We start from the raw sequence: 24,345 nt of genomic DNA, 5'->3' as shown, positions 1-24,345 counted from the left end.
ATGTTATGGCAGAACAAAAATACTAATTATAGCAGGAGCCCAGTAGATGATAATCACTTGCTTTCCAAGATTAATAAGTATATAGATCTCTCCTTTACCCATCAGTTAGTTATATCCTCTTATAATAGCAAGTATGTGCGTCCCTCGATAGACCCAGAGATTTTCTTTAGGATGCTGCTGATTAGCTATTTTCTGATAGAAGGTTATGTCAGGAAGTACGCTACAATGTGGCTTATAGGTGGTTTTGTAAGCTTGAGTTAGAAGACAAGGTGCCTGATCACTCTTACTTAAGTAAAACAAGAAACAGATTTGGTGAAAGAATATTTGAAGCGCTCTTTACTACTATACTGAATTTGTGTCGAAAGCATGGCTTATTGGGGTCTAATATTATGATGACAGATAGCACATTAATTAAAGCTAATGCATCACTAAATTCATTAACTCCTATCGAAGCTAAAGCAGCAGTTGATGAGAAAGCAGCAAGAAAAGCTGCTATAAATAAACTTGGACCTCCTGTCAGTAGGAGTATAAGCAACAGCACTCATATTAGTAAAACAGATAAAGACGTAAGCCTGGCTCAAAAGGAAGGCAGTCCTCGGGAGTTGAAATATAAAGTTCACAACTCTATTGATGCAACAAGCAGAGTAATAATTGATACAAAGGTTACAACGGGCAAGACCCACGAATGTGGTGTATATGGTGTATATATAGAGAGAATCAAGTATATTATTCAAAAGCACAAGCTAAACATAAAAGAAGTTGTAGCAGACAGGGGTTACGGTTCAAGAGAGATAATAGAGACTTTACAGAAAGAAGTTATAGTAAGCTATATACCACTCTTTAGTACTAAGAGTGGTAGGACCATACAGGAAGCTTACAGCGCTGGGTTTGTCTATCAAAAAGAACAGGATCGCTTTATATATCCTGAAGACCAGTATTTGAACCCTTATGGCTTTCTGAATGGGGAGAGTAAATATTACAGGTCAAAATCATCCATTTGTGCTATATGCAAGCAAAAAGATGCTTGTATTGCTTCAGCTAAGAAAAGCAGGCCATTCACAAAATATCTTATTAGAAGCATACATCAAGAGTTGTTTGATAAGACTTTTGAAGCTATGCAAGAGTCGGCATTGATTGGTAAGCTTAAAGAAAGGATGTGGAAAATAGAAGGTATTTTCGCTGAAGCTAAGCAGTTACATGGGTTAGGTAAAGCTCGTTATAGGAGGTTGGAAAGAGTGCAAATACAAGCATATATGGTAGCTGTTGTACAAAATATTAAAAGAATAATTAAGCAGCTTTTTTATGTCTTTCTTTATTTTCTTAACATGCTTAATAAAATATTTTTAACATATACTTTTTCAACAGCCCCAGTCTTCTTGCATACCTCTAAATACATTAGACCCGCTGCGAAACAACTGCCGTAAAAAAACAGAGGAGCATTTTGCACAATTCAGAAAATATAAAAAATAAGAATAGACGTTTAAAGTATAAAAAACGCAGGTTGAATTTTTATAAATAATAAATTTAACTCTCAAAAATCTAATGTTTTTATCGATCTTCTGTTTCGCAGCGGGTCTACTAAATAATTTATACAATAATTTGAATTTATGAGGCAAGATGCTGGCTGTGCAAGATTTTTTATGGCAAAAGAAAGATTTTTGGTAAATTTTCTTAATACTTATCTTTTCTCTATTTCAAACTAGGCCTACTTGTTTATGTACACAGGTTCTTTGGTATTGCATAAATTGGAGGTCATTATGGTTAAAAGGTCAATAGCAGTATAAGTATTTATTGATGGGTTACTCCAATATTTACGCCATAAAGAAGATAAAAAAAGAAAAGTATCAGATACACAAGCATTACACCATCATAGTGGCTTTATGCTTAGGTGAGCATATTGACGAGGTAAAAATCATTTATGTGTGCTAGTACGCTTATACCTAATATGTGTGATAGGGGTAGTTACAATTATACATAGCATGCTATAGGAGAACAGATAATTTCATAAGTAGGGACGCTTACTAAGCAAGTAGCCAGCTGTAAGGTTAAGTTTTGGTTTCTTATCTGAAAGGATACAAAAAATAGTAGTGACCACCACTATCAGCGGTATCAAAAGTCTCTTTTCTCAAGCAAGATTTATACTGTAATCTTAAGGAGTTTTCTTATTAAAACGTTCTTGTTTTTTTACCGGCTTTTTAAATTAATAAAGCTAATAAAGCTAATAAAGCTAATAAAGCTAATAAAGCTAATAAAGCTAATAAAGCTAATAAAGCTAATAAAGCTAATAAAGCTTTATTTTAACTAGCAACCTTTTTTAAATAAGAATTACAGTAGGAGGGTTAACTTATCACAATTCAATTAAAGTAACGCCACTCCCACCTGGAAGATTATGATTTGTAGTTACCTTGGTTACTAACTCGTTTGTTTTAAGATAGTTATGCACTTGTTCACGTAATACTCCTTTACCTTTTCCATGTATTATCCGTAAATACCTATGTCCTGCTAGCAATGCTTGGTCTATCCATTTATCTAAGATATGAAGTGCTCCACTGACACACAAGCCATGCAAATCTAACTCAGGTTGAAAAGCTATAAATTTATGCATATCTAGGGTATTAGTTTTAGTAGATGCAACAGAAGATGTTAAAGAAATAGCTTTTAAAGTAGAATAGTTTTTGGGAAGATGTTTAACCTCTTGTAAAGGTAACCTTAAAGTAACATAATCAAATTTTATAATAGCTTGCCCTTTATCCACAGCTATTATTTCACCTATTTTATCTGTATGCAACAGTTGTACATGATCTCCTTTAGAAAACTCTGCACTTAGATACATATAAATTTATTTCTCTATGATTTCTTCTCTCAAAAGTTTTTCCAACCTAACAATCAGCTGGTCATATAGCCACTGTAAACGTATTGGGTTATTTAAATACTCTATATAGCTTTCTTGTAGAGTTACTGCATCAGTAGCATGTGTTTCATAAATAAGTTGTGCCTGTTCTTGGAATAGGTTATCTATTTCTGTTTGTTTATTATCTTCAGAAGTATATAACATGGCTTTTGCCAGTTCTAAGTCTGCTAATATTTCAATTAACTGATCCTGTGTTAATATGCTTGACTGGATATGAGCTAAATTCTGACTAATTAACCCACATGCCATTACAAGTGCTAAAATCTTTTTCATGACGCTTTTTTACAAAAATACAATTAATATATAATATACAAGTTGTATTTATATAATGAGCATTATTTTTACTAGATTACATATATTATAAACCTATGCTTAAAGAATAAAAGTTGTTTTGAAAAAGGCTAGTAAGCTAGAGATTTTTTAAACTTTAAAATACTTATAGATTAAGAGTTTTAAATTATCTTCCTGATTTTACAAATGAGTATGGTAGTAATCCTATCGTTTTTTTGTTTAGTAAAGCATCATATAACAAAATAGAATATTAAAAGGTCCATTCTGTAAACCATGTATCAACCTGTTATTTCTGTTAAGGACAAACGTTTTAGTGTTTATCGCCTTGGCCAATACTATTTACTTATTAGCATAGGTAGCAAGAGGCTAAGAATCTCATGTGTTGACCAGGCTTCGAGCCGCTGCTTACTGATGGAGGCTTATCAAATGGATGCCGATAATTCTATACAATATCTCACCATACTTCAACAGCTTTTTAGAGAACATCCTTTTATTGCTACTTCAGCATGGAAAAAGGTTGTCTTATGTTTTGAAAATCAACAATATACATTAGTGCCTAGTGCTTTATTTCAAGAAAATAATAGTGCTGATTATCTAAAGCTTGCGGTTGATATAGCTGACCAAGCTGTTAAACATTGTATACATACCGACTTAGGCTTAGCAGTTGTCTTTGCTGTAGACGAAAGTATTGCCAATTGGCTGCAAAAGGGATATACACCAGAACATTGCTGTATTATACACCAGGCTAACAGTCTTATAGCAGGTACAGCAGCCTATATACAGGCTAAAAAATTATATGCAGAAGCTAAGGTCTTTGTGTTGGCTGAGACAGGGCATATGCATATTACAGTAGTAGAAAAATCTCAATTGTTATATTATAATAGATTTGCGTATAATTCTAGTGATGAGTTTCTTCAATATATTTTAATTGTCATGTATACGCTTGCACTTAACCCAGGTGTTCATGAGGTAATTTTGGCAGGTAGTGTGGTTAAGGATTCATTAGTTCACAAGAAGATGCGCAACTATATCCGACATATTTCTTTTAGTGAAAAGCCTCCTTATCTAAAATTTAGCTGGTCATTTAAAAAGGATTTAATTATTAATTATTTTGACTTAGTTAACTTTTATCCAGCTACTAATTACCTTAATAATCTAAAGTTCTCGTAAGTTTTATATGATTCTGATATGCTTGCAATAGTAGTCTAATGCTTGCGTATGTATTTTCTAAAATTGGTGTAAGTTGATTGATATCTATCCATGCCACACGGTCTATAGCTTCTTCTTTTTGAGGGGCCATATGCGTATCATCAATACAATTCATAGTATACCAAGTCGTTTCTTTGAGTACATTTACTCGATTTACTTGAAAAGCGTGCCAAGTAGTATAAAACTTGGCTGTGGCTACCGCCCTCACTCCACATTCTTCATGTACCTCACGTATAGCAGCATTGATGGTTGCTTCTCCCGCTTCAATTCTACCCTTTGGAAGGTCCCAGGTATGTGCTCTATAGATCATTAAAAGCTGATTTCCTTTTGTTACTATACCTCCTGCAGCATTGATAATCTTGAAATATTGCTGAAGTAATGGAAATACATCATCCTTAGTATTTAATAGAATGGTTATACTTGTAGGTTTATTAGAAGAAATTTGGGAAATTTCAATTAGTAATTGTCCCAGTCTTTCTGGTTCAACTTGTATGAGAATATGCCTTGTAAGTATGGAAGTTGATAATATATGTGGCCGATAATTATAGGCGTGTTCATAAGATCTTCCCATATTTACCAAGTCTAGATGTTTAAGAATACGAATAAGTATATTGTGTATAAAAAATAGTTGCATGTTTATTAATTAGGTATAAGTTATTTTATAGAATGAGCTATTGAATACGTATAAGTTGTATGGATACTTGGCTGGCAAGATTTGTAAGCAGGCAATACAATGTGTATTTTCGAGTGCTGACATACAATTTATAGAATATAGATTCTCAAATTTAAACAATTATGACAATTTATCACCATGACACAGATTCGTTGGTGATTATACCCACTTACAATGAAGTAGAAAATATAGCATTACTTATAGACGCTATTTTTGCAACTTCTCCTACGTTCCATATCCTTGTTGTTGATGATGCTTCTCCAGATGGTACAGGAGATGTTGTGGCTGGGCTACAATCGCAATATAATGGTAAATTACATTTACTTAGCAGACCTCAAAAGGCAGGCTTAGGCACAGCATATATAGCAGGATTTAAATTCGCACTAGCAAATAGTTATCAATACATACTGACCATGGATGCAGACTTCTCACATCCAATTGATAAGCTTCAAGTTTTATATGAAACCTGCAATCAACAAGAATATGATGTAACAATTGGCTCTCGGTATGTGAATGGAGTTAATGTAGTAAACTGGCCCATGGGAAGGGTGCTTTTATCCTATATTGCTAATTGGATAGCACGTTATATAACGGGACTACCTATCATGGACCTTACAGCTGGGTATCAGTGTTATAAAAGAGCAGTACTAGAAACGATTGATTTAGGATCCATCAAGTCGATTGGCTATAGTTTCCAGGTGGAGATGAAATTTTTAGCCTATCAGTATGGTTTTAAACTTAAAGAAATTCCTATTGTATTTACCAATCGAATAAGAGGATCTTCTAAGATGTCTCATCATATTATTCTTGAAGCTTTCTTTAGAATTATAAAGTTAAAAGTAAGTAGCTTATTTAAAAGCTTCCATCGTACACTGCTATAGAATAGACTTTAATGTAAATTAGTGTCTACGCATACTTATGGTATGTTTTTTTAAAGCTAAGATAAAGTTATATGCTACAAAAACTAATCAAACATATTAATGTAATAACGCTTGTCCTAGTGTTAGCTGCCTATACGCGATGCCATCATAAGGAAAATACTGCTACCACACGGATTGTTCCTACACCTATTCCTATTACTCAGCAAATGGTACAATTAGCTACAGATAAAAATCAAATTCTGTTAGCCGATATACTTCAAAGTTTACAGCATGACCGAATGGCTATTGTTATGGATTCTCATGGTGCTGATGTAAGACATTTTTATGCTTCTGTGTTATACCAAGCTTTGATAATAAAAAACTTACCAATCGTACATGCCCTCATATCAAATGGCATTGATATTAATGTGGCTGATTGTAGTAAATACACAGCATTACATTGGTCGATTGTATGGAAAGATTTAGTCCTTTGCCAATTTTTATTAAGCCAAGGTCAACTAGATATAAATTGCGCAAATGAAGATGGTAATACACCATTACATTTAGCGATTTTGGAAGACTGTATTGATATTGCCAAGTCCATTACATCACATCAAAGAGTTAATATTAATGCTGTTAATAATGCTGGTTTTACTGCATTACAACTAGCTACTTTACGTAATAATCTGCAGATGGCTGAATTACTATTAGAAAAATCAGCTACGGATGTTAATATGCAGAATGTTGTAAATGGTCGTACTGCTTTACATTTAGCATTCGATTGGTACAGTATACCTATGGTAGATATATTACTAGATAGGCCAGATATTAATGTGAATCTTAAAGATAATAATGATTGTACTCCTCTTCATTTGTCAACGCTTAATGGTTACTATGACGTACTTATAAAACTTTTAGATAAAGAAGCTGAAGTTAATGTGCCAGACCATAAAGGTGATACACCAGCACACGTAGCTGCTAGCGGAGGGTATGTTAAGATACTTAAAGAGTTGAAAAATAGGGGTGCTCGCTTAGATCTACCTAACAAGCGTGGTTATACTCCCCTTCATTTAGCTGCATTGAATAAACATTATAAGATAGTAAAATGTATGCTACAGGTAGCGCCAAAACTGAATATAACCATAGATGTAAACGTACGTGACAATGAAGGAAATACTCCTTTGCATTTGGCGACAAAAAAAGGAGATATGGACATAGTTATGGAATTAAGAACAAGAGGTACTGATATAAACTTATGTAATAAACAGGGGCATACACCCTTTCATTTGGCAATACTTAATGAAAATTATGAAGTAGCTAGAGTGCTTTTACCAGAATTAAACATAACAGCAAATGCACAAGATAAAGAGGGTAATACACCGTTACATATAGCTGTTAGTAAAGGATATCCCAGTATAGTTGCCGATCTAATCCTTATGGGAGCGAGAATAGACATTCCGAATAAAAATGGACATATTCCACTACATTTGTCAGTATTTAATGGTCATTATGAAGTTTTTAAAGAACTTATAAGGGCAGGATCTTTAAAGTTTGCAAACTTTAAAGATAATAAAGGTAATACACCATTGCATTTAGCTGCCAGTGGAGGGTTCTGGAAAATAGTTCTGGAATTGATAGAGGCAGGTGTTAACACAACTTTTGTAAATAAAAATGGTTATACCTTTTTGCATCTGGCATTACTCAATGGCCATTATCAACTAGTTAAGAAATTTTTCCAGGCAAGAGATAAAAAAATACATATAGATACGCAAGATAATACTGGCAATACGTTATTGCATTTAGCTGCTAGAAGAGGGTATATGAAAGTGATTTTGCAGTTAGGTGGCATAGGTGCTAACCTAGAGCTGCTCAATAAAGATGGCCGTACACCACTACATTTGGCAGTACTTAAGGATCATCATCAGATAGTAAAAACGTTCTTGCACTCAGCACCCGAATTAAATATTGATTTACAAGACTTTAAAGGCAATACACCATTGCATTTAGCGGCTAGTAAAGGTTATGAGGACATAGTTGTTGAGTTAATAGGTAAAGGTGCTAATTTGAATCTAGTCAATAATTATGGACATACGCCCCTTCACTTGGCAGTTTTAAAAGGGCATCATCAAGTAGTTAAGATGCTTTTGCTGGCAGAGGCTGATACAAATGTTCGGGATGAAGTGGGTAATACGCCATTACATTGGGCAGCTGATGCAGGGTATGCTTGTATAATCTCTGCATTAAGAGTTAAAGGTGCTAAACTCAACCTTGGTAACGATGATGGTCAAACACCTCTCCATTTAGCTGTGGTTAGTGGTCATGATTCAGCAGTTGAAGAAATTTTGCGAACAGGAGCCGATGTAGATGCACAGGATGATGAAGGTAATACACCGTTGCATTTAGCAGTTATTAATGGATATTGGCACATAGCTTCAAAGTTAAGGGCTAACGGTGCTAAACTTACTCTTAAGAATAAAAGCCGTAAAATGCCTCTACAAGTGGCAAAAGAGTATAGTAAATTGTTATAGTTACATAGGTACTAATTGAGCCCTAACTTAATAAGTGGCAGCTTTGTTGGTCAAATCGACTGCTGGGGATAAAGGAATTAAATACCTTAAACAATATAGAGAAAGATATCAATTGAAAAACTAAGAGAACTAGTGCTATTTCATGAGTTACTAAAATACTTCTTTAAAAATACTCAATATCACTATAGACCAGGTAAACTGAAAAACCACTTCATTGCTCGTTTCAGAGTAATTAGGTATTACTACTTATCACATAAATTATGTGAACTTGAGCAGTTTACTAACTGTGGCTTCTCTACAATTTGAAAACTCTACAAGCTGCCGAGATCTGAAACAAATATAGAAGGAAGCTTCAAGTAAAATATTCTTGAATAATTGAGTTGATTACAAATGGAAAATTATATAATAGGTTCACCGATCTACATATTATGCTTTAATGGTTTAAAAAATATAAGAATGCTTATAATTAAATTGAAGTGCTTTATTGGTACTATCAAAGGTGATTGTAGATTTAGAAAATATTAATTAAAAAATATATGCTGCAAAGATTTATTAAGCATATTAATAATATGATAGGATTATTGATGGTGTTAGCTACATTTTCTCATTGTGATGGCAAGCATAAAAGAAATGTAGATGAAAAGGTAATTCTATCTACCCCTATTACAGCAGAAATGATACAGTTGGCTAGCGATACAAGAAGATCTACATTATTGAGAGCGCTCCAGTTACTTCAAGATGACTCAATGCATGCTGTTAAAAACTCAAATAGTACGGATATAGTACAACTTTATTCTGATGCTTTGCAGCAAGCCATATCTTTAGGCCACCTGCCTATAATACAAGCTTTACTATACCATCAAATTAATATTAGTACACTTGCTCAAAATAGATTTTCTCCTTTACACTATGCAGTTTTTCAGAAAAATGAAGCGGTTTTTCAATTATTAATCAATCAAGATCATATTAATATAAATTTGCGTGATGCACAAGGTAATACTCCTTTACATTCAGCAGTTTTAAAAGGCTGTTTTAATATGGTTGAAATACTATTGTTACGAGAAGAAGTTGATGTAAATTCTGTCAATAATAGCGGCTCTACTGTTTTGCACTTGGCTACTTCACGGGGTAATGTAAAGACCATCAAACGACTACTAAGCTGTTTGGCTCTTGATATCAATATACAAGATATAGAAGACCAGAGTCCTTTACACTTAGCGATTGACTGGGGAGATATAGCAATCTTAGATGCGTTATTAGTTAGAAAGGACTTTCAGCTAAATTTGAGAGATAATAAGGGTCATACGCCCCTTCATTTAGCAGTACTTAAGGGTGATGGTGAAAAGGTTACACGACTTTTACAGGAGAGTGAGATAGATGTGAATATACAAGACAATCATGGTAACACACCATTGCATTTAGCAACTAAAAAAGGTTATTGGTCAATAACTGCCGCATTAAGGGATAGAGGTGCTAAATTAAGCCTTAAAAATAAGGAAGGTAAGATACCTGCACAAATGGCCCCTAACTTTAAAAATTATTCAAGGTATAATTAATCATCTTAAGCTGTTATGTAAACAGTTAGTGCAATAGTAGGCTACTTTACCAGTTTTATTATAAAATTAGGTTAACTATTTAATGTATTTTGGCTAGCAGCTGTTGTTAAAGCAAGTTGGTATAGCATTCTACTACCTACCTGTGCATCTAAGTCAAACTGTTCTCCAGGAGAAACTTCACATAAATCAAAACCAATAACTTTCTTCCCAGCATTTACTAAACATTTAAACAAATAGCATACTTCATCAAATCCTAGACCGCCTGGCACGGGAGTCCCTGTGCTAGGACATAAACTTGCATCTAAACTATCTATATCGAAACTGATATAGATATGTTCTGGTAGTGCATCTATTATTTTTTTACAGCTTGTATCCCAGGTAATTCCTTGAAACTTTTCTGCTTTTAGCGTGTCATTTAAAAAGGTTATAATACGTCCTTTTGAACTATCAATTACTTGTGCTTCCTCTTTTGTATAGTCACGCAAGCCTATTTGTACTACTGTTTCAACTTGGGGTAATTTTAATACATTATGCATTAATGAAGCATGAGAATAAGTAAATCCTTGGTACGCCTTATGTAACGTAGCATGAGCATTGAGGTGGAGCATACCAAAATTTGAATATTTTTCTGTCAATGCTTCTACAAGCCCTAATGCTACAATGTGTTCACCGCCTACTACTGACACGATTTTGCCTTTGTTTAAATAGTTTAAGGCTTTATTTTTTAACTCATCTAAAAAAAGTCGTGTGTGTGAATTAATTTTTTGTAAGATACTTTTAGGCATCGTAGTATATTGAATTCCTAACTCTAATGCATGAATATATCCAGCCGTATCATGCCTGAGCGTATCACTTAATATTTTCCAGTCATGGGGGATCGGTAACATAGCTATAGATATTTGATCTATATTAGGAAATCTAGGAGAATAAAGGCCTAGTTGATAAGAAGCTTTTAAAATGGTTTCAGGCCCTAATGCTGTACCTGATCTTGTAGATACAGTCACCTCCCAAGGCGCAGGAATTACTATCAAAGATGCTTCTTCAATAGAAACATTGGTATGAAAAAGGCTAGCTCTAGTAGTTGGCATATGATTGGTATGAGAAAAGAGTTTCATATATTGTCAATAAGTTATCTTCTTATAAAGTTTACAGCATCAGTAACATAATATATGTACAAACATTATAACTTTGGCTTCCCAAAAAAAGTAACGTTATATCTAAATAAATCTTAAAATTATGAACTTAACATTATAAAAAGCTATATTTATCTTTTTTTACAGTAATTGTATGGAAAATTTGGGAAAAATTCAAAGTTTAATTAATATACTGTATTTTTAAAATATTTTCTAGCATATATAGCCTATGTCCAAGAATTTAGTCATTGTTGAGTCACCTGCTAAAGCCAAAACCATCCAAAATTATTTAGGAAAAGACTATGAAGTTGCTTCTTCCAATGGGCATGTACGCGATTTACCTAAACATAATAAGGCTATTGATATTGAGCAAGACTTTCAACCTACTTATGAGATTACTAAAGGTAAGCAACAGCTTATAAAAGAACTAAAGAAGAAAGCCAACAACGCACAAAAAGTTTATTTAGCTAGCGATGATGATCGAGAAGGAGAAGCTATTTCCTGGCATCTAAAAGAGGCACTCGACTTAGTGGATAATAAAACACAAAGAATTGTTTTTAGAGAGATTACTAAAAATGCTATACTAAATGCTATAAAAAACCCTAGAAATATTGACCTGGCATTAGTAAACTCCCAGCAAGCACGGCGTATTCTAGATAGGTTGGTAGGATATGATTTATCTCCATTGCTGTGGAAAAAGATAAAGCCTGGCCTTTCTGCAGGGCGGGTGCAATCAGTTGCTGTTAGAATGATTGTAGAACGAGAGCGTGCTATACAGCATTTTGTTGCTACTAACTACTTTGTTGTAACGGCATTATTTGATTTGGGTAACAAGCAACGTCTGTTAGCAGAACTTTCTGATCGTTTGCAAAATGAAAAAGAAGCCCACCAATTTTTAGAGAAATGTATAGGTACAACCTTTTCTATTCAAAATTTAGATAAAAAGCTAGCTAAAAGGTCACCTGCTCCCCCTTTTACCACTTCTACTTTACAGCAAGAAGCCAGCCAAAAGTTTGGCTATGGCGTTACACGTACCATGTTACTAGCACAAAATCTGTATGAAGCTGGTAAGATTTCTTATATGCGTACAGATTCTGTGACGCTTTCGCAAGAGGCTATTCAAAGTGCACAGCAAGAAATAGCAAGCAATTATGGTAGTACTTATTTTCAAGAAAGGCATTACAAAACAAAATCTGCTTCGGCACAAGAAGCACATGAAGCCATTAGGCCCACTGACTTTTCTCAACGTGTTGTAAGTCAAGACGCTAGTGAGCAGCGCTTATATGAATTAATTTGGAAACGTGCTATTGCCTCACAAATGGCCGATGCTCAATTGGAAAGGACTACCGCACATATTGCTATTTCTACTACCCCTCAACAGCTTGTGGCACATGGTGAGGTTGTTAAGTTTGATGGCTTCCTAAAAGTATATGCAGTTAAACATGATGAAGACGATGAAGCAGACGATCAAGCAGACGATCAAGCACAAGGCAGTAAGCTATTACCACCATTAAAAGTAGGACAACTTCTTCCATTAGAGGATATGCAAGCGCGTGAGCGTTTTACCAAGCCTCCTGCTAGATATTCTGAAGCTAGCTTGGTTAAGCAGCTCGAAGAGCAGGGGATTGGACGCCCCTCTACTTATGCGCCTACTATTACTACTATACAACAACGCGGTTATGTAGTTAAAGAATCAAAAGAAGGGAAGGAGCGTAACTATCAGGTGTTGACGCTAAAAGATGATGCTATAAAAAAAGAGATATTTAAGGAAATAACAGGCACAGAAAAAAATAAGTTGTTCCCTACTGATATTGCCATGGTAGTGAATGACTTTTTGGTAGAGCGCTTTTCCGAAGTAACTGATTATGGTTTTACTGCTAAAGTAGAGTCTGAGTTAGATGAGGTAGCTACAGGCCATAAAGAGTGGAACCAGATGTTGGCTGAGTTTTATAAGAATTTTTATCCCAAAGTAGCAGAAACACAACAAGTAGAGCGGACAGCCATTAATACAAGTAGGATGTTGGGACATGATCCTGTAAGTGGTAAGCCTGTTACTGCACGTATTGGAAGATTTGGTCCATTAGTGCAAATAGGCAACAACGAGGAAGATGAGGCCCCACGTTTTGCAAGCCTTAAAAAAGATCAGCGTATAGAAAGTATTACCTTAGAAGAAGCACTTACGCTCTTCAAGTTTCCAAGAACAGTAGGGCAATGGGAAAACTTACCTATAGAAGCGAGTATAGGCAGGTTTGGTCCTTATTTGAAATATCAAAATCAATTTTATACCCTTCCCAAAGAAGAGGACCCGCTTACAGTTACGGAAGAGCGTGCCATACAGATTATACAAGACAAGCAAAAAGCAGATGCAGAAAAAGTAATTAAAACCTTTCCAGAGGATGTAAATATGCAAATACTTAATGGTCGCTGGGGACCTTATCTAAAGGTAGGAAAGGTAAATGTTAAGTTACCTAAAGACGTAGATCCTAAAAAGTTAAGCTTTGCAGAATGTCAAAAATTAGCAGAAAGCGCCATGCCAATTGCTACTGCAAAAAAGAAATCTGCTCGTAGATAGGAGATAGGTTAATTTTCTGTTAAGGTAGCTAATAGGTTGCTAGGTGTTGGCTCTGTTTTTTTGATGCTAAAGTTAGGTATAGGAGGTGTATTGCTATAAGCATATATCATAGGCTATATAAGCACAGTTTAAGTGATGGCTTATAAATGTATGATGCTATGACAGGAACTAGAAAATTTACACTTTAGAGCGTAGTTTTCTATAAAAAATTTTGTAGAATTTAAATCTAGGGAGATTTCAAGCAACAATATTATCAATTGGTGATAGCTTGGTTAAACTGTTAGAAAAATAAGGTAGATATATTCCTGTCTGTCTCTTATTTAAGTTGCTATCTTTGCTTTGTAAATAAGCAGATAGCTTTTCTTTAGCTAGTTATAAATCAGAGAGTTCTAACGGCTTATTGTAGCCGTAATTTACTACTAAAGCGCTTAAAAAGCCAACAGGTGTTAAATTTTTTAACCATAATATACTGCTTATAAACTTTACCAGTATTGGCTAATGTAGCAGCCACATCTGGATGCTCTGCCATCCTCAGTCATTTATATAGCCATTGGTAAATCTGATGTTTGTAATAAGAGGTTGCATCCTTACGTATAAGTTATTACTTATATCTATAACCAAATACATCTTGCTGAACAGTTTAAGTTTTAACGTTAAGTATTATCCTAAATTATTTTCTTTAACGTATTCAATGATTCACTGGCTCGTTTTTTTAGTTCTGTTTCATTAATTGTGAATTTATTATTTGGATCAAATAAGCAGTCTGGAGTATATTCATCAACATCAAGAAACAATGAGTCCAAAACTTTTCCTATTTTATTATTAAACAAGCCCGATAACCAATAATTATCTTCCCTTCTAATTTTAAGAAATAAATCTTCAAAGCTAGATATATCAATTTGATTTGAAACAAATAGGCCAAGAAGGTAAATGTATTTCTGTAGATGAATTTTATCTAACAACATTATATTATTACTTACCATAAAAATTTCTTTGTTAAAATTTTGTTAACTTGAGTAGTACTAAATTTTGTCCTACTTCCTAGTGGTGGCAGGACGTAACTCGCAAATTAAAAAGTCGATTTTCTGTACTAATATAGGTTGCTTAGTAAAGCAGGACAAACACTACTATTTATTGATTGTCAAGAAATAACTCCTGACATAACTTGTTAATATCATTTGTTACTTAGTAAACTATATCACAAGTATAACTGGGAAACAAAGGAATTTTCCTGCTAGATACTCTTTCTTATTTCGTATCTATTTCCAACAGTCTTTTCCTGTAGCTATATATCTAATTTATCTGTAGTAATTACAAAATATATATAGCTATCCGAAACAAGTTCTTAGAGCCTGTTCAAGATCTTTGTTCATTAAGTTAATATTTATTAGATTAGAGAGGAAACTAGTCAATAACTTGATAAAAAAGGGACTTATCTATGACTCAAGAGTATTCTACTAATATTAATAGAGAACAATTTGAAGTTATACGCCCTATTTTGGAAGCAGCCCGAAAAAAGACTAAACCTCGCCAGGTAGATTTATATGAGGTATTCTCTGGATTACTGTATCTGCTCAAGACAGGCTGCCAATGGAGAATGTTGCCTAAAGATTTTCCTAAATGGCGTACGGTACATGCTTATTTTCAGATATGGAGTGAAAAGCAAGAAAATGGCATAAGCTTTCTAGAAGAAGCATTAAAAAAATATGGTTGCTCGTCTGAGGAAGCAAGCAGGTAAAGCAGCCCAAACGAGCCTGATTATAGTAGATGCGCAAAGCATAAAGAATACAGATACAGCCAAAGAGAAAGGCTATGATGGAGCTAAAAAGATAAACGGGATCAAGCGCCACATAGCCGTAGACAGCCAAGGCTTACCGCATGGGATATATGTTACACGGGCTAGTGAAACAAATAGAGATGGAGCAGTAACTATGCTTAAAGATCACAAAGAGCAATTAGCTAAGGTAAAGAAGGTGCTCGTAGATGGAGGCTATAGTGGAGAAGTGTTTGCCAACCAAGTAAAAGAAGTCCTTCAGGGAGCGGAAGTAGAAGTAGCTAAAAGGAGCGAATTGCATCGATTTAAGGTAATACCTAAGCGATGGATAGTGGAGCGAAGTTTTGGCTGGCTGGAAAAATGCCGACGCCTATGGAAAAACTGTGAGAGAAGATTAACTACAAGCTTACAAATGGTGGTGCTTGCTTTTCTAAGAATATGCCTACAAAGATTATGAACAGACTCTAAGGCTTTTTGCATTAGTGGGTGTTCAGATATAAGTTGCTCTAGCTTTTCTGTTACGGTACCCTCTATGGTGTCTTTTATATAGTTAACCAGTAACTCATTACTTATTTCGTCTAAACCGTAGTTAATTAACTCTTTTACCACTCCTTTTCCCAAATTCATAGCGACTTGTTTGGTGATTGCCTTAAGGTTGTTTTGACCAATTTCAGTATTGAGTGTACCTAGATTTGTAACTGAATCCCAGGCTTTCTTAAATCCTTTAAAAGTTGATTTTAAGCCTGCTACTACTATAGAAGAAAGCATGCTAATTGCCTTTTGTATGCCCCATTGCTCCCAATCGAACCGCCCGGTACATGCTGATTTGCCAGCTGCTATTAGATCAGATATGCCTTCATTAATTAAACTCCAAGCATAGTTAGTACCTGTTCCATAAGTACATACTGCAATGGTCACGCCTGCTGCTATTTGCGCAATTCCCAAGGCAATAAGGCAAAAAATAGCTTTCCATGGGTAAGGTTGTTTGGCTTCAATAGTATATAGGTGTGTAAGGCCATTTAGTGCTGCTTTTTTATAGCGTCTTCATGGTCTCCTGCAGCATCTTTAAATATCTCTGTTAAAGTTTTTACTTCTTTTATTTCTATATTCCACTCTTTCTCTTTAGCAATATAGAGCTGATGTAAAGCCGCATCAATATATTTTGTTGTTCGGCTAAGATATTTATTTGATATTGCATGTGCTGGAGAAAGGTAGGTTTAGCACCTATAGCTCCACTTACTAATGAATGAAAAAGAATTAAATCACTTTGATGCTTGCTAGCTAATAGTATCTTTGCTTGCTGAAGTGTTTTTCGGGCAATTCTTATATTTTGCCTACTATCTCCTTCCTCTTTGAGTAGCGCCCAGGCTTTGTTATAACGTGCATTAACGCTATACAGATGATCTAGGTATATGGCTTTATCATAGGCTTCTATAGCCAAGTATTTTCGATCTTGAGCTAACAGCTCATTCCCTTTTAGTACATAAAAATAAGGGTTCTGAATAAGCTTATCCTCTTTACCATGATCTTTAATTTCTTTTGATAAAGCGGTAAACTGATCTTGTATACCTTTTTTGTCAGATCGTTTGCCTTTTAAAGCGTGGTGTAGCCAAATTCCCCAGCGCTCTTGTATTGCTCTTTTTTCTTGTTCTCCCCATTTATATTTTGCAGCTAGCTCACCATTTTCTGGAATAAAAGGTTTGCCTTCACGCAAAGCTTCTATTACGTCAGCAGCCATAGAACTTTTAAAAGCTTGATAAAAATTATTACGTATGGTTTCTGTATGTTGCTGTGTAAAATCATCCTCCTTAAATAGCGTGCTGCTTAAGTCTTTACGGATAAACTGTGCTAGGTTTTCTTTTAGTTGTTGTATATCTGCACGTGTCTTTATATCAGTAATCTTTAATTTCTTGCCATTATTAAGCGTTAGGGAAAACTCTAATTGTCCCCATTGTGTTTCAGGTGTTTTGCTAATATCTTCTTCTAATTTGTTAATCAGATGGTCTAAGTCAGCTTGCACCCTAGCGTTGAGTTGCGCTTGGTAGGCTTTAGCAATGCTGGGTGGCGACAAGAAATCTTTTTCAGTCTTTTCCCATGCTTCTTCTATAATCTGATATTGCTGTAACTTTTTTGCATCATCTACATTGGGTAGAAGTTTACTTTCTAACGCACAAAAACTATCAAATAAGCGATCTTGGAAATCCATTTCCTCCACATCTTGTTTGGCACGGTTTATGGCATTACGCTCTTGCCAGTCGCGTATGGTCCTCAGTAATTTAATGTCATTGATATCAGCATTTTGTATAATTAACTGGGCAGTTCCTTTTTTACCTTGCCGAGCTGTCCTGCCTGCGTTTTGTAATTCTATCCGATAGGTGTCTGGTAAAAAGGTGATACATACATGCATACCTCCATGCTCTTCTACTGTGGAGGTGGTAGTAAGGTCGGTACCACGCCCTGCTATGTTGGTGGCTATAATAACTTCGCCACTATCTATATGCTCTTTTGTAAACTTTTCCTGGCCGGTATAAGTAAATATTTTATCTGCATTATGATGCTGGCGCAAGTATTTTGCTAAGCGCTTGGCCTGGTCTATGTATTTACAGATAACTAATACAGCGCGTTTGTTCCTAACTTTGCTGAGCACAGTTTTGCTAATAGCTTCTCGCCAAGCTTGGTGGGTAGGTACAATAATAGCTGGTAGCTCTTTACACAGATATTGAGAATGCTCATTATTAGCTATTTGAATGTGCTTATAGGGTGGTATAATAACTAAGCCTGTGCTATATACTTCAGATAAGAAGTCGTGAGTAGGTTGATTGCCTAGTGTACCTGTAAGCCCATAAATAGAATGTCCATATCTTTTAAAAAATCCAGGTGTAGATATGTAATTGGTAGAAATACTTTCTGGTTTTACTTTAAGGCCCTCTTTAATTTGTAGCATTTGTGCTAAACCATCGTTCCATACCATACTCTCTTGCAATACACCTGTATTGTCATAATCGATAGGTACAATTTCTCCATCTTTGATATCGTAATGAAGCTCTTTTTTGTAGAAGCAGATGGCTAGCAATGCACTACGTGTCCAGTGAGGTATCTGTTTAAGTACAAAGCCGCGTAAATGTTTAGGTATATCAATGACTTCTTCACGCTTTTTCCAAGGGGCATTCTCTATCTGTTGTTCCAGCGTTTTAATTCGTTCTTCTAGTTGTTTTTTCTTTTCTTCTTTTTGCTCTCTTCCTAGTTTGTATTTGAACATAACCAGCTTTGCGCACCACTTATTATAGTCCTGCCATTCTGTTTCTTCTCCATTACCTGTGTCAGCAGGATTGCGTAAAACGGTACGTAGCCAATTCTCAGTGTTTTGTACAATAAAACTCTCTTTATCTTCAACCTCCTTGTCTTCTAGCTGCACAGGCTTATCTGAACCTGAGTATACGATTAGTTGGTCACCTTTAACTTCAAAATCCTCGGCGATATAGTAGGTTTTTCCATCTTTTTCTACCAGATGGCGTAGCAATAAATTTACAAAGCTAAATAAGGCGCCTAAAACAACTTCTAGGTGGTGCATAGCAGGCATTTGGCTAGAAATGTGTAGGTTGTAATTTCTACTGTCAAAGAGCATACTATCTACTTTATCTACAATCACGACTCCAAATCCACGCCGGCCTCTATTATCTTTACCTGAAAATTCGGTAAGCAAAATATCTCTTTGGAAATTAGCAGCTGTCCCATATACGATATCGCGCCCATATATACCATAGTTTAGCTCATCATTACTATTTTCTCCTACGGTAAGTCCTAGCATAGAGAAAAAATTTTCTTGTTTAGCTGCCTCCCGAACGGAGAGCTCGGTAGAAGTAGTAACGATATCTACTTTTTTACATTGTAGTCCATGAATAGCTGCTAGTATGGCCACAATGAGCGACTTGCCTTCGCCAGTATTGACTTGGGCCAGTCTTCCTTTCCCTTCCGCAGGGTTAAGCATAATTAGGGCTGTTAACAGCTGAGTATTTCTTGGAGGATAGCCATAGCAAAGCTCTACAGCTCTTTTTATAACAGCTATTAGTTCATGTTGAGTTTCTGGAAGCGAAAAATCGATTGAATTAGTATATTTAATATGGTTGGCCCATTCCAGAATTTCTTCTTGGTTCCATTTATTAATGGTCTTTTTATGGGTGAGTAGGAGATTAGAACTCTCCTTATAAGCATTTTTGACACCTTTGTAAGCAGTTTCTAAGTGATCTTTCTGTTTGGCAAAGCTAGCATAAGGTGACTTCTCAGTGATGTAACTAAGTATTTCGTCTATGCTTCGCTCATGTGATTGTTTAAAAGCTGCTTTTGTAATAAACTTATGTGCTTCTTTTTCCCAATCTTGAGAGGGTTTATCAGTAATGACTTCTAAAACTTCACCATAGACAGACGCTTTGTCTTCTCCAAGATTATATTCTATAAGCAAATCTAAAACCTGGCTGAAGCGGTGATCATCTATTTCTGTATAGTTAGTCTGCCTTCTCGATAGTTCTTTTAAAGGATGGAACATAACATCAAGCAGCCATAGTTTATCTAATAGAAGTATATCTATTTGACTTTCAATAACAGGGATAGGAGCAGGAAATATTTTTTTTAATAACGATTTAATACACTTAGAGATGATATAATATTGCCAACTTTCTACCATACTAGCCCCTTCCTTCAAAGGCGGTAGATTGAAGATTGATATTAGAATATCTTCTGGTACAGTATTAAGCGTTATAAAAGAGAAAAATTGCTTAATTCTTCTCCAACTCTTTTCAGCTTGCAGGCCATTTAAAAAAGTAGCTGTAACTTCAGACTGCCAGAGTAATTGGTTTAAAGTATGTGTTAACTTTCTACGTTGCTTGGGTAAAAAATGCTTTAGAGATTTTATCTTTTCATTTAGCCAACTAAATTGTAAAGCAATAATCCAATTCTCATGAGGCGTTGTTAAACACTCTACTGCTTGGCTTGGATTTGATGCTGATAAATAGGTAATAACCTCACAAAGTTGTGATAGCTCTAACTGGTGAGTAGCTTGAATTTCTTGAAGTATGTAAAGTAAATTATTTGCATCAATATCTGAATAGTTTTGAAGTAACTTTACAATACTTGTCCTCAATTGATAAATAGCTATTGTATTAGCTTGGTCACTAGTAGCTTGGATTATATCTAAGATTAATGATTCTTTTACCCAGTCCTGTACATTATGTTTCTGTAATACTTGCAAGTGGAAATCGCCTCCTTGTTGGAAGTAGTGGATTACTTGCTCTTGTAGATTAGAAGCAGCCTGCCCCAGCTGTTTATGTAAAATGGGTGTAATGTCGGCATTAAATTTTTCTTTATCTGCTGAAAGTAAGCTGGCTGTATAGTCATCTAAAAATTTTTGAATTCTAGCAGTTGATATATTCTCCTTTTCGCTATCTGCTCGTTGAGGGAATGTAAGTTGCTTACGGGCTCTTGCTGCACAACAACTAGCATAAAACTTATGTATATTAGCAGCAGAGAGTACTTCAACCAATTGTAATCTGCCTTTTGCCATAGCATTATCTAGAGCCGTATATCCATTATCATCAGTAGCTTGTAGGTTGGCCCTAGCTTCTAACAGCAATGTAACAAAATACCAGTGGCTATTATTTGCCGCTATATGTAATGGTGAATTACCAAAGTTGTCTTTTGCATTTACGTTGGCGCCAGCATCTAACAAAGCTTGGAATATTTCCAGTTGATTGTTTTTTACTGCTAAGTGTAAACAGGTTCTCCCTTCATTGTCACGATAATTGATATCTGCGCCTGCTTTTAATAACTGATTTGCCACTTTACTATTACCTCTGGCAATCGACAAGCCCAATAGAGGGATCAACTCTAGCTCCTGTTCGGAATTACGAAAAATAATTTGACTGTTTATATTTGCACCTGCTTCTAATAACTGTTTTGCTATTTCATCGTAACCTTTTTCAAAGGCTATATACAAAGCATGTTTATCATAACGTTCTAAGCTGTTAATTGAGCTTCCTGCAGCAATTAGTTGTTTTACTAAGTTGGTATCTCCATTTTCAACAGCCCAGCGTAAAGGAAACAGATTTGCTTGCTTTAATATGGCCTGTATTGCTTTAGTCTGTCCAGTATTAAATACTTTATGTAGTGCAGTTATACCGCTTTTATCTTTAATGTAAGGATCTGCTTCTGCTTGCAGTAGTAGTGAAATAATTTCTGAATGTCCATTTTCAGCTGCCCCATGCAAAGGGGTATAACCTTGTTCATCTTGAATTTGAATTGAAATTTCTTCATGCCTCCATAGAACCTTAAGTCCTAGCTTTTCTTTCTTTTTTTCTCTTTGCGCTAGTAATATTTTTACAATCTCTACATGTCCCGCTGCCGCTGCATAATGCATGAGTGTTTTTCCCAAATTATTCTTGGTATTAAAAGCTATATCATCTAGAGACGCTAATAACAACCTAGTTATTTCTATTTCATTTTGTATAACTGCTAAATGCAAAGGGGTATTACCATCGTTATTCTGTATGTATATATCCGCAGACCTTTCTAACAACTTCTTTACAATTTCTATATGTCCTTTTTTTACTGCTAAGTGCAAAGGTGTATTACCATCATTATCTTGCATGTTTGGTCTTGGGCCAAACATTGTTATAAAGTGAAGTATTTTTAACTGCTGTTCTGCTATTTTTGGTTTATAAGAATTAATTAAAATATGTACGGCTGTATTGCCAGTGTCATCTTTGATATCTCGTATACTAGCGTTTATTAGCTGCTTAATACATTGTAAATCTCCCTGATTAACAGCTTCGTGTAAAGGAAAGTTACCCCCACCATTTAGTCCCATGATGCCGATATACACACCTTTAAGTACTTTTCGATTGTTTTTAGTATCTCTTTGAAAAAGTATATGAATATGCCGTTTTTGCGAGCGCTCATCCATTTTTAAAAGGTGCGCTAGTTTCATGTTAAGAGCTAGATATACTGGTACTTGATGGCTTACAGTATAATAACTCCAGCTAGGAGATTGTATACGAGCTATCCACTGATTCTCTACTTTAGTAAAAGTAACCTGATAATCGCCTTCTGCTATAAACGCTTTTTCAATAATCTGGCCATCTATATCCTCTGCTTTTTTAGGCTCTTGTTCAGCTGTTGTATCAGATTTTATAGATGAGGTCTTATGCGTATGTTGTTCTTTCTTATGCTTTTCAATATCCTCTCTCTTTTTCTTAGCTATATGCTGGTCGGCCGGTAATGCTATATCTTTTTTATGTTTCTGCTTAACGGGTGCCTGATGGTGCTGGCTAGCCTGCGGATGGGCTTTGGTTGGTATAGATAGTTGCTTTCTTGAAACTCTTTTTTGTTTAAGTGCGGCTAGGGTAGGTAGGGGTGCTACTACTAGTAACAGGAGTAAGTTGGGTTGATAAACGTATCGTAAGCAGCTCGTTCGAAACACTTTTCAATTTGTCCTTACTATCAATATCTACAGGGGGCAATTCAGTAGCGATGATAGGCTGCTTGGGTAGTAAGGGGCGGGCAACAACTTGGTTTACATTGGAGCTGCCTTTTTTATTAATATTGGTTTTTTGTGAGGCCTTCGTATTTCCAGACGTGCTTATAGTTTCTTCCTTAGAGGCTATTGGCATTAGTGGAGGATTCAGACAGCTTTGTAAAAATGAACTAAGCAGTAGGATATGCGCAATCAGGCGTTGGCTTTTACGATAAGTACGTTGCATAAGAATAATAGATTTTTATTGAAATGATAGCTAGTAAAAAAGAATGTTTATATTTTTTTCTAGATCTGCTTGATTGAAGCTTTATTGATTGTTTTTTATTGAATTTATTTCTGCGTGTTACGAAACCTCTGCAATTTAGTGCAAATATTTTAAATCAAAAGACAATATTGAATAGAAATTTGTTTATGCTTTAATATAGTTGTTAGTAGTACACTAACAGTGTGACAAGAGCAGTAGCCAAGAAGGTATACTGCGATTTTAAATATAATGTTAGGGAGTCGGCTATTCTTATTTTTGTATTACATACTGATGGCTTTTTAGGCTCTGTTATTTATATGTTCTATTTTGTATGTATGCTAACGCTTTAACACCAAGCTAAAATATAATTAGGATCTATATAATAATGAACTATGTAATCATGTTTATCTAAGACTTGAGCATGTATTGTGCCCTGCTTTTCTTTCCTAAAAGGTGCTAGGTTTATTGACTGAAAAGATAATGCTTTGTGTCCATATGCTTTGTAGATAGCCTCTTTAGTACACCAGCAAATACATAGTTTTTCTAAATCTTGGTAGCTATCTTCTATCTCTAACTTAGTTAGATACTTTTCTTGTGTAATCTGTAACTTATGGCTGGGTATTTGTATATCAATACCGATCGGTGCCTGTTGGTTGATAGCTGCTACAGCAAAAGGGAAGCAATGAGAAAGGCTTATATGAATTTTATCATCTGTAAGGTAAGGACGTCCGTTGTGGCTCTTGTAAATAGTCAGACAAGGGAGTTGTATATGGGTACACAATTTCTGATATGCTAACCTGCTTGCTAACCATTCCAATCGTCTTTTAGGGTGTAAGAAATTACTGTATGTTGCTTGTTCTTCTACGTTTAGCCTAAGTTCTCTAAGTAATTCTTCTTCTGATTCTTCTATATACCATACCAGGTAGCCATATTGGTTAGTTGTGTAATTTAGTTGGTAAATTGGCATTAATAAGATAAAGCTTTATATGTAAGTAAAATTACACGATAGACTGGTAAATACTTGAGAATATTGTTAAATTATATGTTGTACAGTTACTGATAGCAGTAT

The 24,345-nt window shown here is 35.1% G+C and carries 15 protein-coding genes and 1 pseudogene; 8 read left to right on the top strand and 8 right to left on the bottom strand.

The genetic code is table 11. The annotated features are described in order from the left end of the window. Positions 1–1,424: pseudogene (locus AASI_RS05935) on the top strand (transposase). 923 nt (positions 1,425–2,347) lie between these two features. Here AASI_RS05935 and AASI_RS05930 read toward each other — a convergent pair. Both AASI_RS05930 and AASI_RS05925 read right to left on the bottom strand, forming a co-directional pair. Continuing rightward, a complete protein-coding gene (locus tag AASI_RS05930; RefSeq protein ID WP_044282868.1) occupies positions 2,348–2,833 on the bottom strand; it encodes a Smr/MutS family protein in 486 nt (161 codons plus the stop codon). A 6-nt stretch (positions 2,834–2,839) separates the two neighbouring features. Then, positions 2,840–3,184 carry a DUF4296 domain-containing protein gene (locus tag AASI_RS05925; protein WP_012473247.1) on the bottom strand — a complete coding sequence of 115 codons (345 nt, stop codon included), beginning with the start codon at positions 3,182–3,184 and terminating at the stop codon, positions 2,840–2,842. A gap of 291 nt (positions 3,185–3,475) precedes the next feature. Between AASI_RS05925 and AASI_RS05920 the strand changes: the two genes are divergently transcribed. Continuing rightward, the gene (locus tag AASI_RS05920) at positions 3,476–4,372 is read left to right on the top strand and encodes a DUF3822 family protein (RefSeq protein WP_012473246.1); all 897 of its coding nucleotides are present in this window, start codon (positions 3,476–3,478) and stop codon (positions 4,370–4,372) included. Here the strand turns inward: AASI_RS05920 and AASI_RS05915 are convergent. Next, positions 4,350–5,045: an NUDIX hydrolase gene (locus AASI_RS05915; protein WP_012473245.1), complete on the bottom strand. Its 696-nt coding sequence runs from the start codon at positions 5,043–5,045 to the stop codon at positions 4,350–4,352. The genes AASI_RS05920 and AASI_RS05915 overlap by 23 nt on opposite strands. A gap of 161 nt (positions 5,046–5,206) precedes the next feature. On the opposite strand from AASI_RS05915, the gene AASI_RS05910 reads away from it, so the two are divergent. The 3 genes from AASI_RS05910 (at position 5,207) to AASI_RS05900 (ending at position 10,028) form a co-directional block, all read left to right on the top strand. Beyond that, positions 5,207–5,965 (top strand): polyprenol monophosphomannose synthase, encoded by a 759-nt coding sequence (locus AASI_RS05910; protein WP_044282865.1) that lies wholly within the window; start codon positions 5,207–5,209, stop codon positions 5,963–5,965. Between the two features lie 71 nt (positions 5,966–6,036). Next, a complete protein-coding gene (locus AASI_RS05905) occupies positions 6,037–8,472 on the top strand; it encodes an ankyrin repeat domain-containing protein (RefSeq protein ID WP_012473243.1) in 2,436 nt (811 codons plus the stop codon). Positions 8,473–9,008: 536 nt separating this feature from the next. Continuing rightward, positions 9,009–10,028 (top strand): ankyrin repeat domain-containing protein, encoded by a 1,020-nt coding sequence (locus tag AASI_RS05900; protein ID WP_012473242.1) that lies wholly within the window; start codon positions 9,009–9,011, stop codon positions 10,026–10,028. A gap of 71 nt (positions 10,029–10,099) precedes the next feature. Here AASI_RS05900 and AASI_RS05895 read toward each other — a convergent pair whose 3' ends face one another. Continuing rightward, the gene (locus tag AASI_RS05895; RefSeq protein WP_012473241.1) at positions 10,100–11,143 is read right to left on the bottom strand and encodes an agmatinase family protein; all 1,044 of its coding nucleotides are present in this window, start codon (positions 11,141–11,143) and stop codon (positions 10,100–10,102) included. Positions 11,144–11,390: 247 nt separating this feature from the next. Between AASI_RS05895 and topA the strand changes: the two genes are divergently transcribed. Next, positions 11,391–13,733, top strand: coding sequence for a type I DNA topoisomerase (topA, locus tag AASI_RS05890; protein WP_012473240.1), 2,343 nt, complete (start codon positions 11,391–11,393; stop codon positions 13,731–13,733). A gap of 665 nt (positions 13,734–14,398) precedes the next feature. Here topA and AASI_RS05885 read toward each other — a convergent pair. Next, positions 14,399–14,716, bottom strand: a complete 318-nt coding sequence (locus AASI_RS05885) for a colicin immunity domain-containing protein (protein ID WP_012473239.1) — start codon at positions 14,714–14,716, stop codon at positions 14,399–14,401. Positions 14,717–15,171: 455 nt separating this feature from the next. On the opposite strand from AASI_RS05885, the gene AASI_RS05875 reads away from it, so the two are divergent. Both AASI_RS05875 and AASI_RS05870 read left to right on the top strand, forming a co-directional pair. Continuing rightward, positions 15,172–15,964 (top strand): IS5-like element ISCaa8 family transposase gene (locus tag AASI_RS05875; protein ID WP_148204952.1). Its coding sequence is split into 2 segments (ribosomal slippage): positions 15,172–15,432 and positions 15,434–15,964, totalling 792 coding nucleotides; the frame shifts between segments, so codons are not numbered across the junction. 219 nt (positions 15,965–16,183) lie between these two features. After that, complete coding sequence (locus AASI_RS05870; protein WP_012473238.1) at positions 16,184–16,387, top strand: hypothetical protein; 204 nt, start codon at positions 16,184–16,186, stop codon at positions 16,385–16,387. A gap of 222 nt (positions 16,388–16,609) precedes the next feature. Here AASI_RS05870 and AASI_RS05865 read toward each other — a convergent pair whose 3' ends face one another. From AASI_RS05865 to AASI_RS05860, 3 genes are all read right to left on the bottom strand, one after another. Beyond that, a complete protein-coding gene (locus tag AASI_RS05865) occupies positions 16,610–22,978 on the bottom strand; it encodes an ankyrin repeat domain-containing protein (protein ID WP_012473237.1) in 6,369 nt (2,122 codons plus the stop codon). After that, positions 22,887–23,258 (bottom strand): hypothetical protein, encoded by a 372-nt coding sequence (locus tag AASI_RS08680; protein WP_148204976.1) that lies wholly within the window; start codon positions 23,256–23,258, stop codon positions 22,887–22,889. The genes AASI_RS05865 and AASI_RS08680 overlap by 92 nt, the downstream gene beginning before the upstream one ends. A gap of 364 nt (positions 23,259–23,622) precedes the next feature. Continuing rightward, positions 23,623–24,243 carry a 4'-phosphopantetheinyl transferase family protein gene (locus AASI_RS05860; RefSeq protein WP_012473234.1) on the bottom strand — a complete coding sequence of 207 codons (621 nt, stop codon included), beginning with the start codon at positions 24,241–24,243 and terminating at the stop codon, positions 23,623–23,625. Positions 24,244–24,345 lie beyond the last annotated feature (102 nt).

Source organism: Candidatus Amoebophilus asiaticus 5a2 (assembly GCF_000020565.1).
Classification (GTDB): Bacteria; Bacteroidota; Bacteroidia; order Cytophagales; family Amoebophilaceae; genus Amoebophilus; species Amoebophilus asiaticus.
The sequence above is the reverse complement of the archived record's forward strand: the minus strand, read 5'-3'. Positions and strand labels throughout refer to the sequence as shown.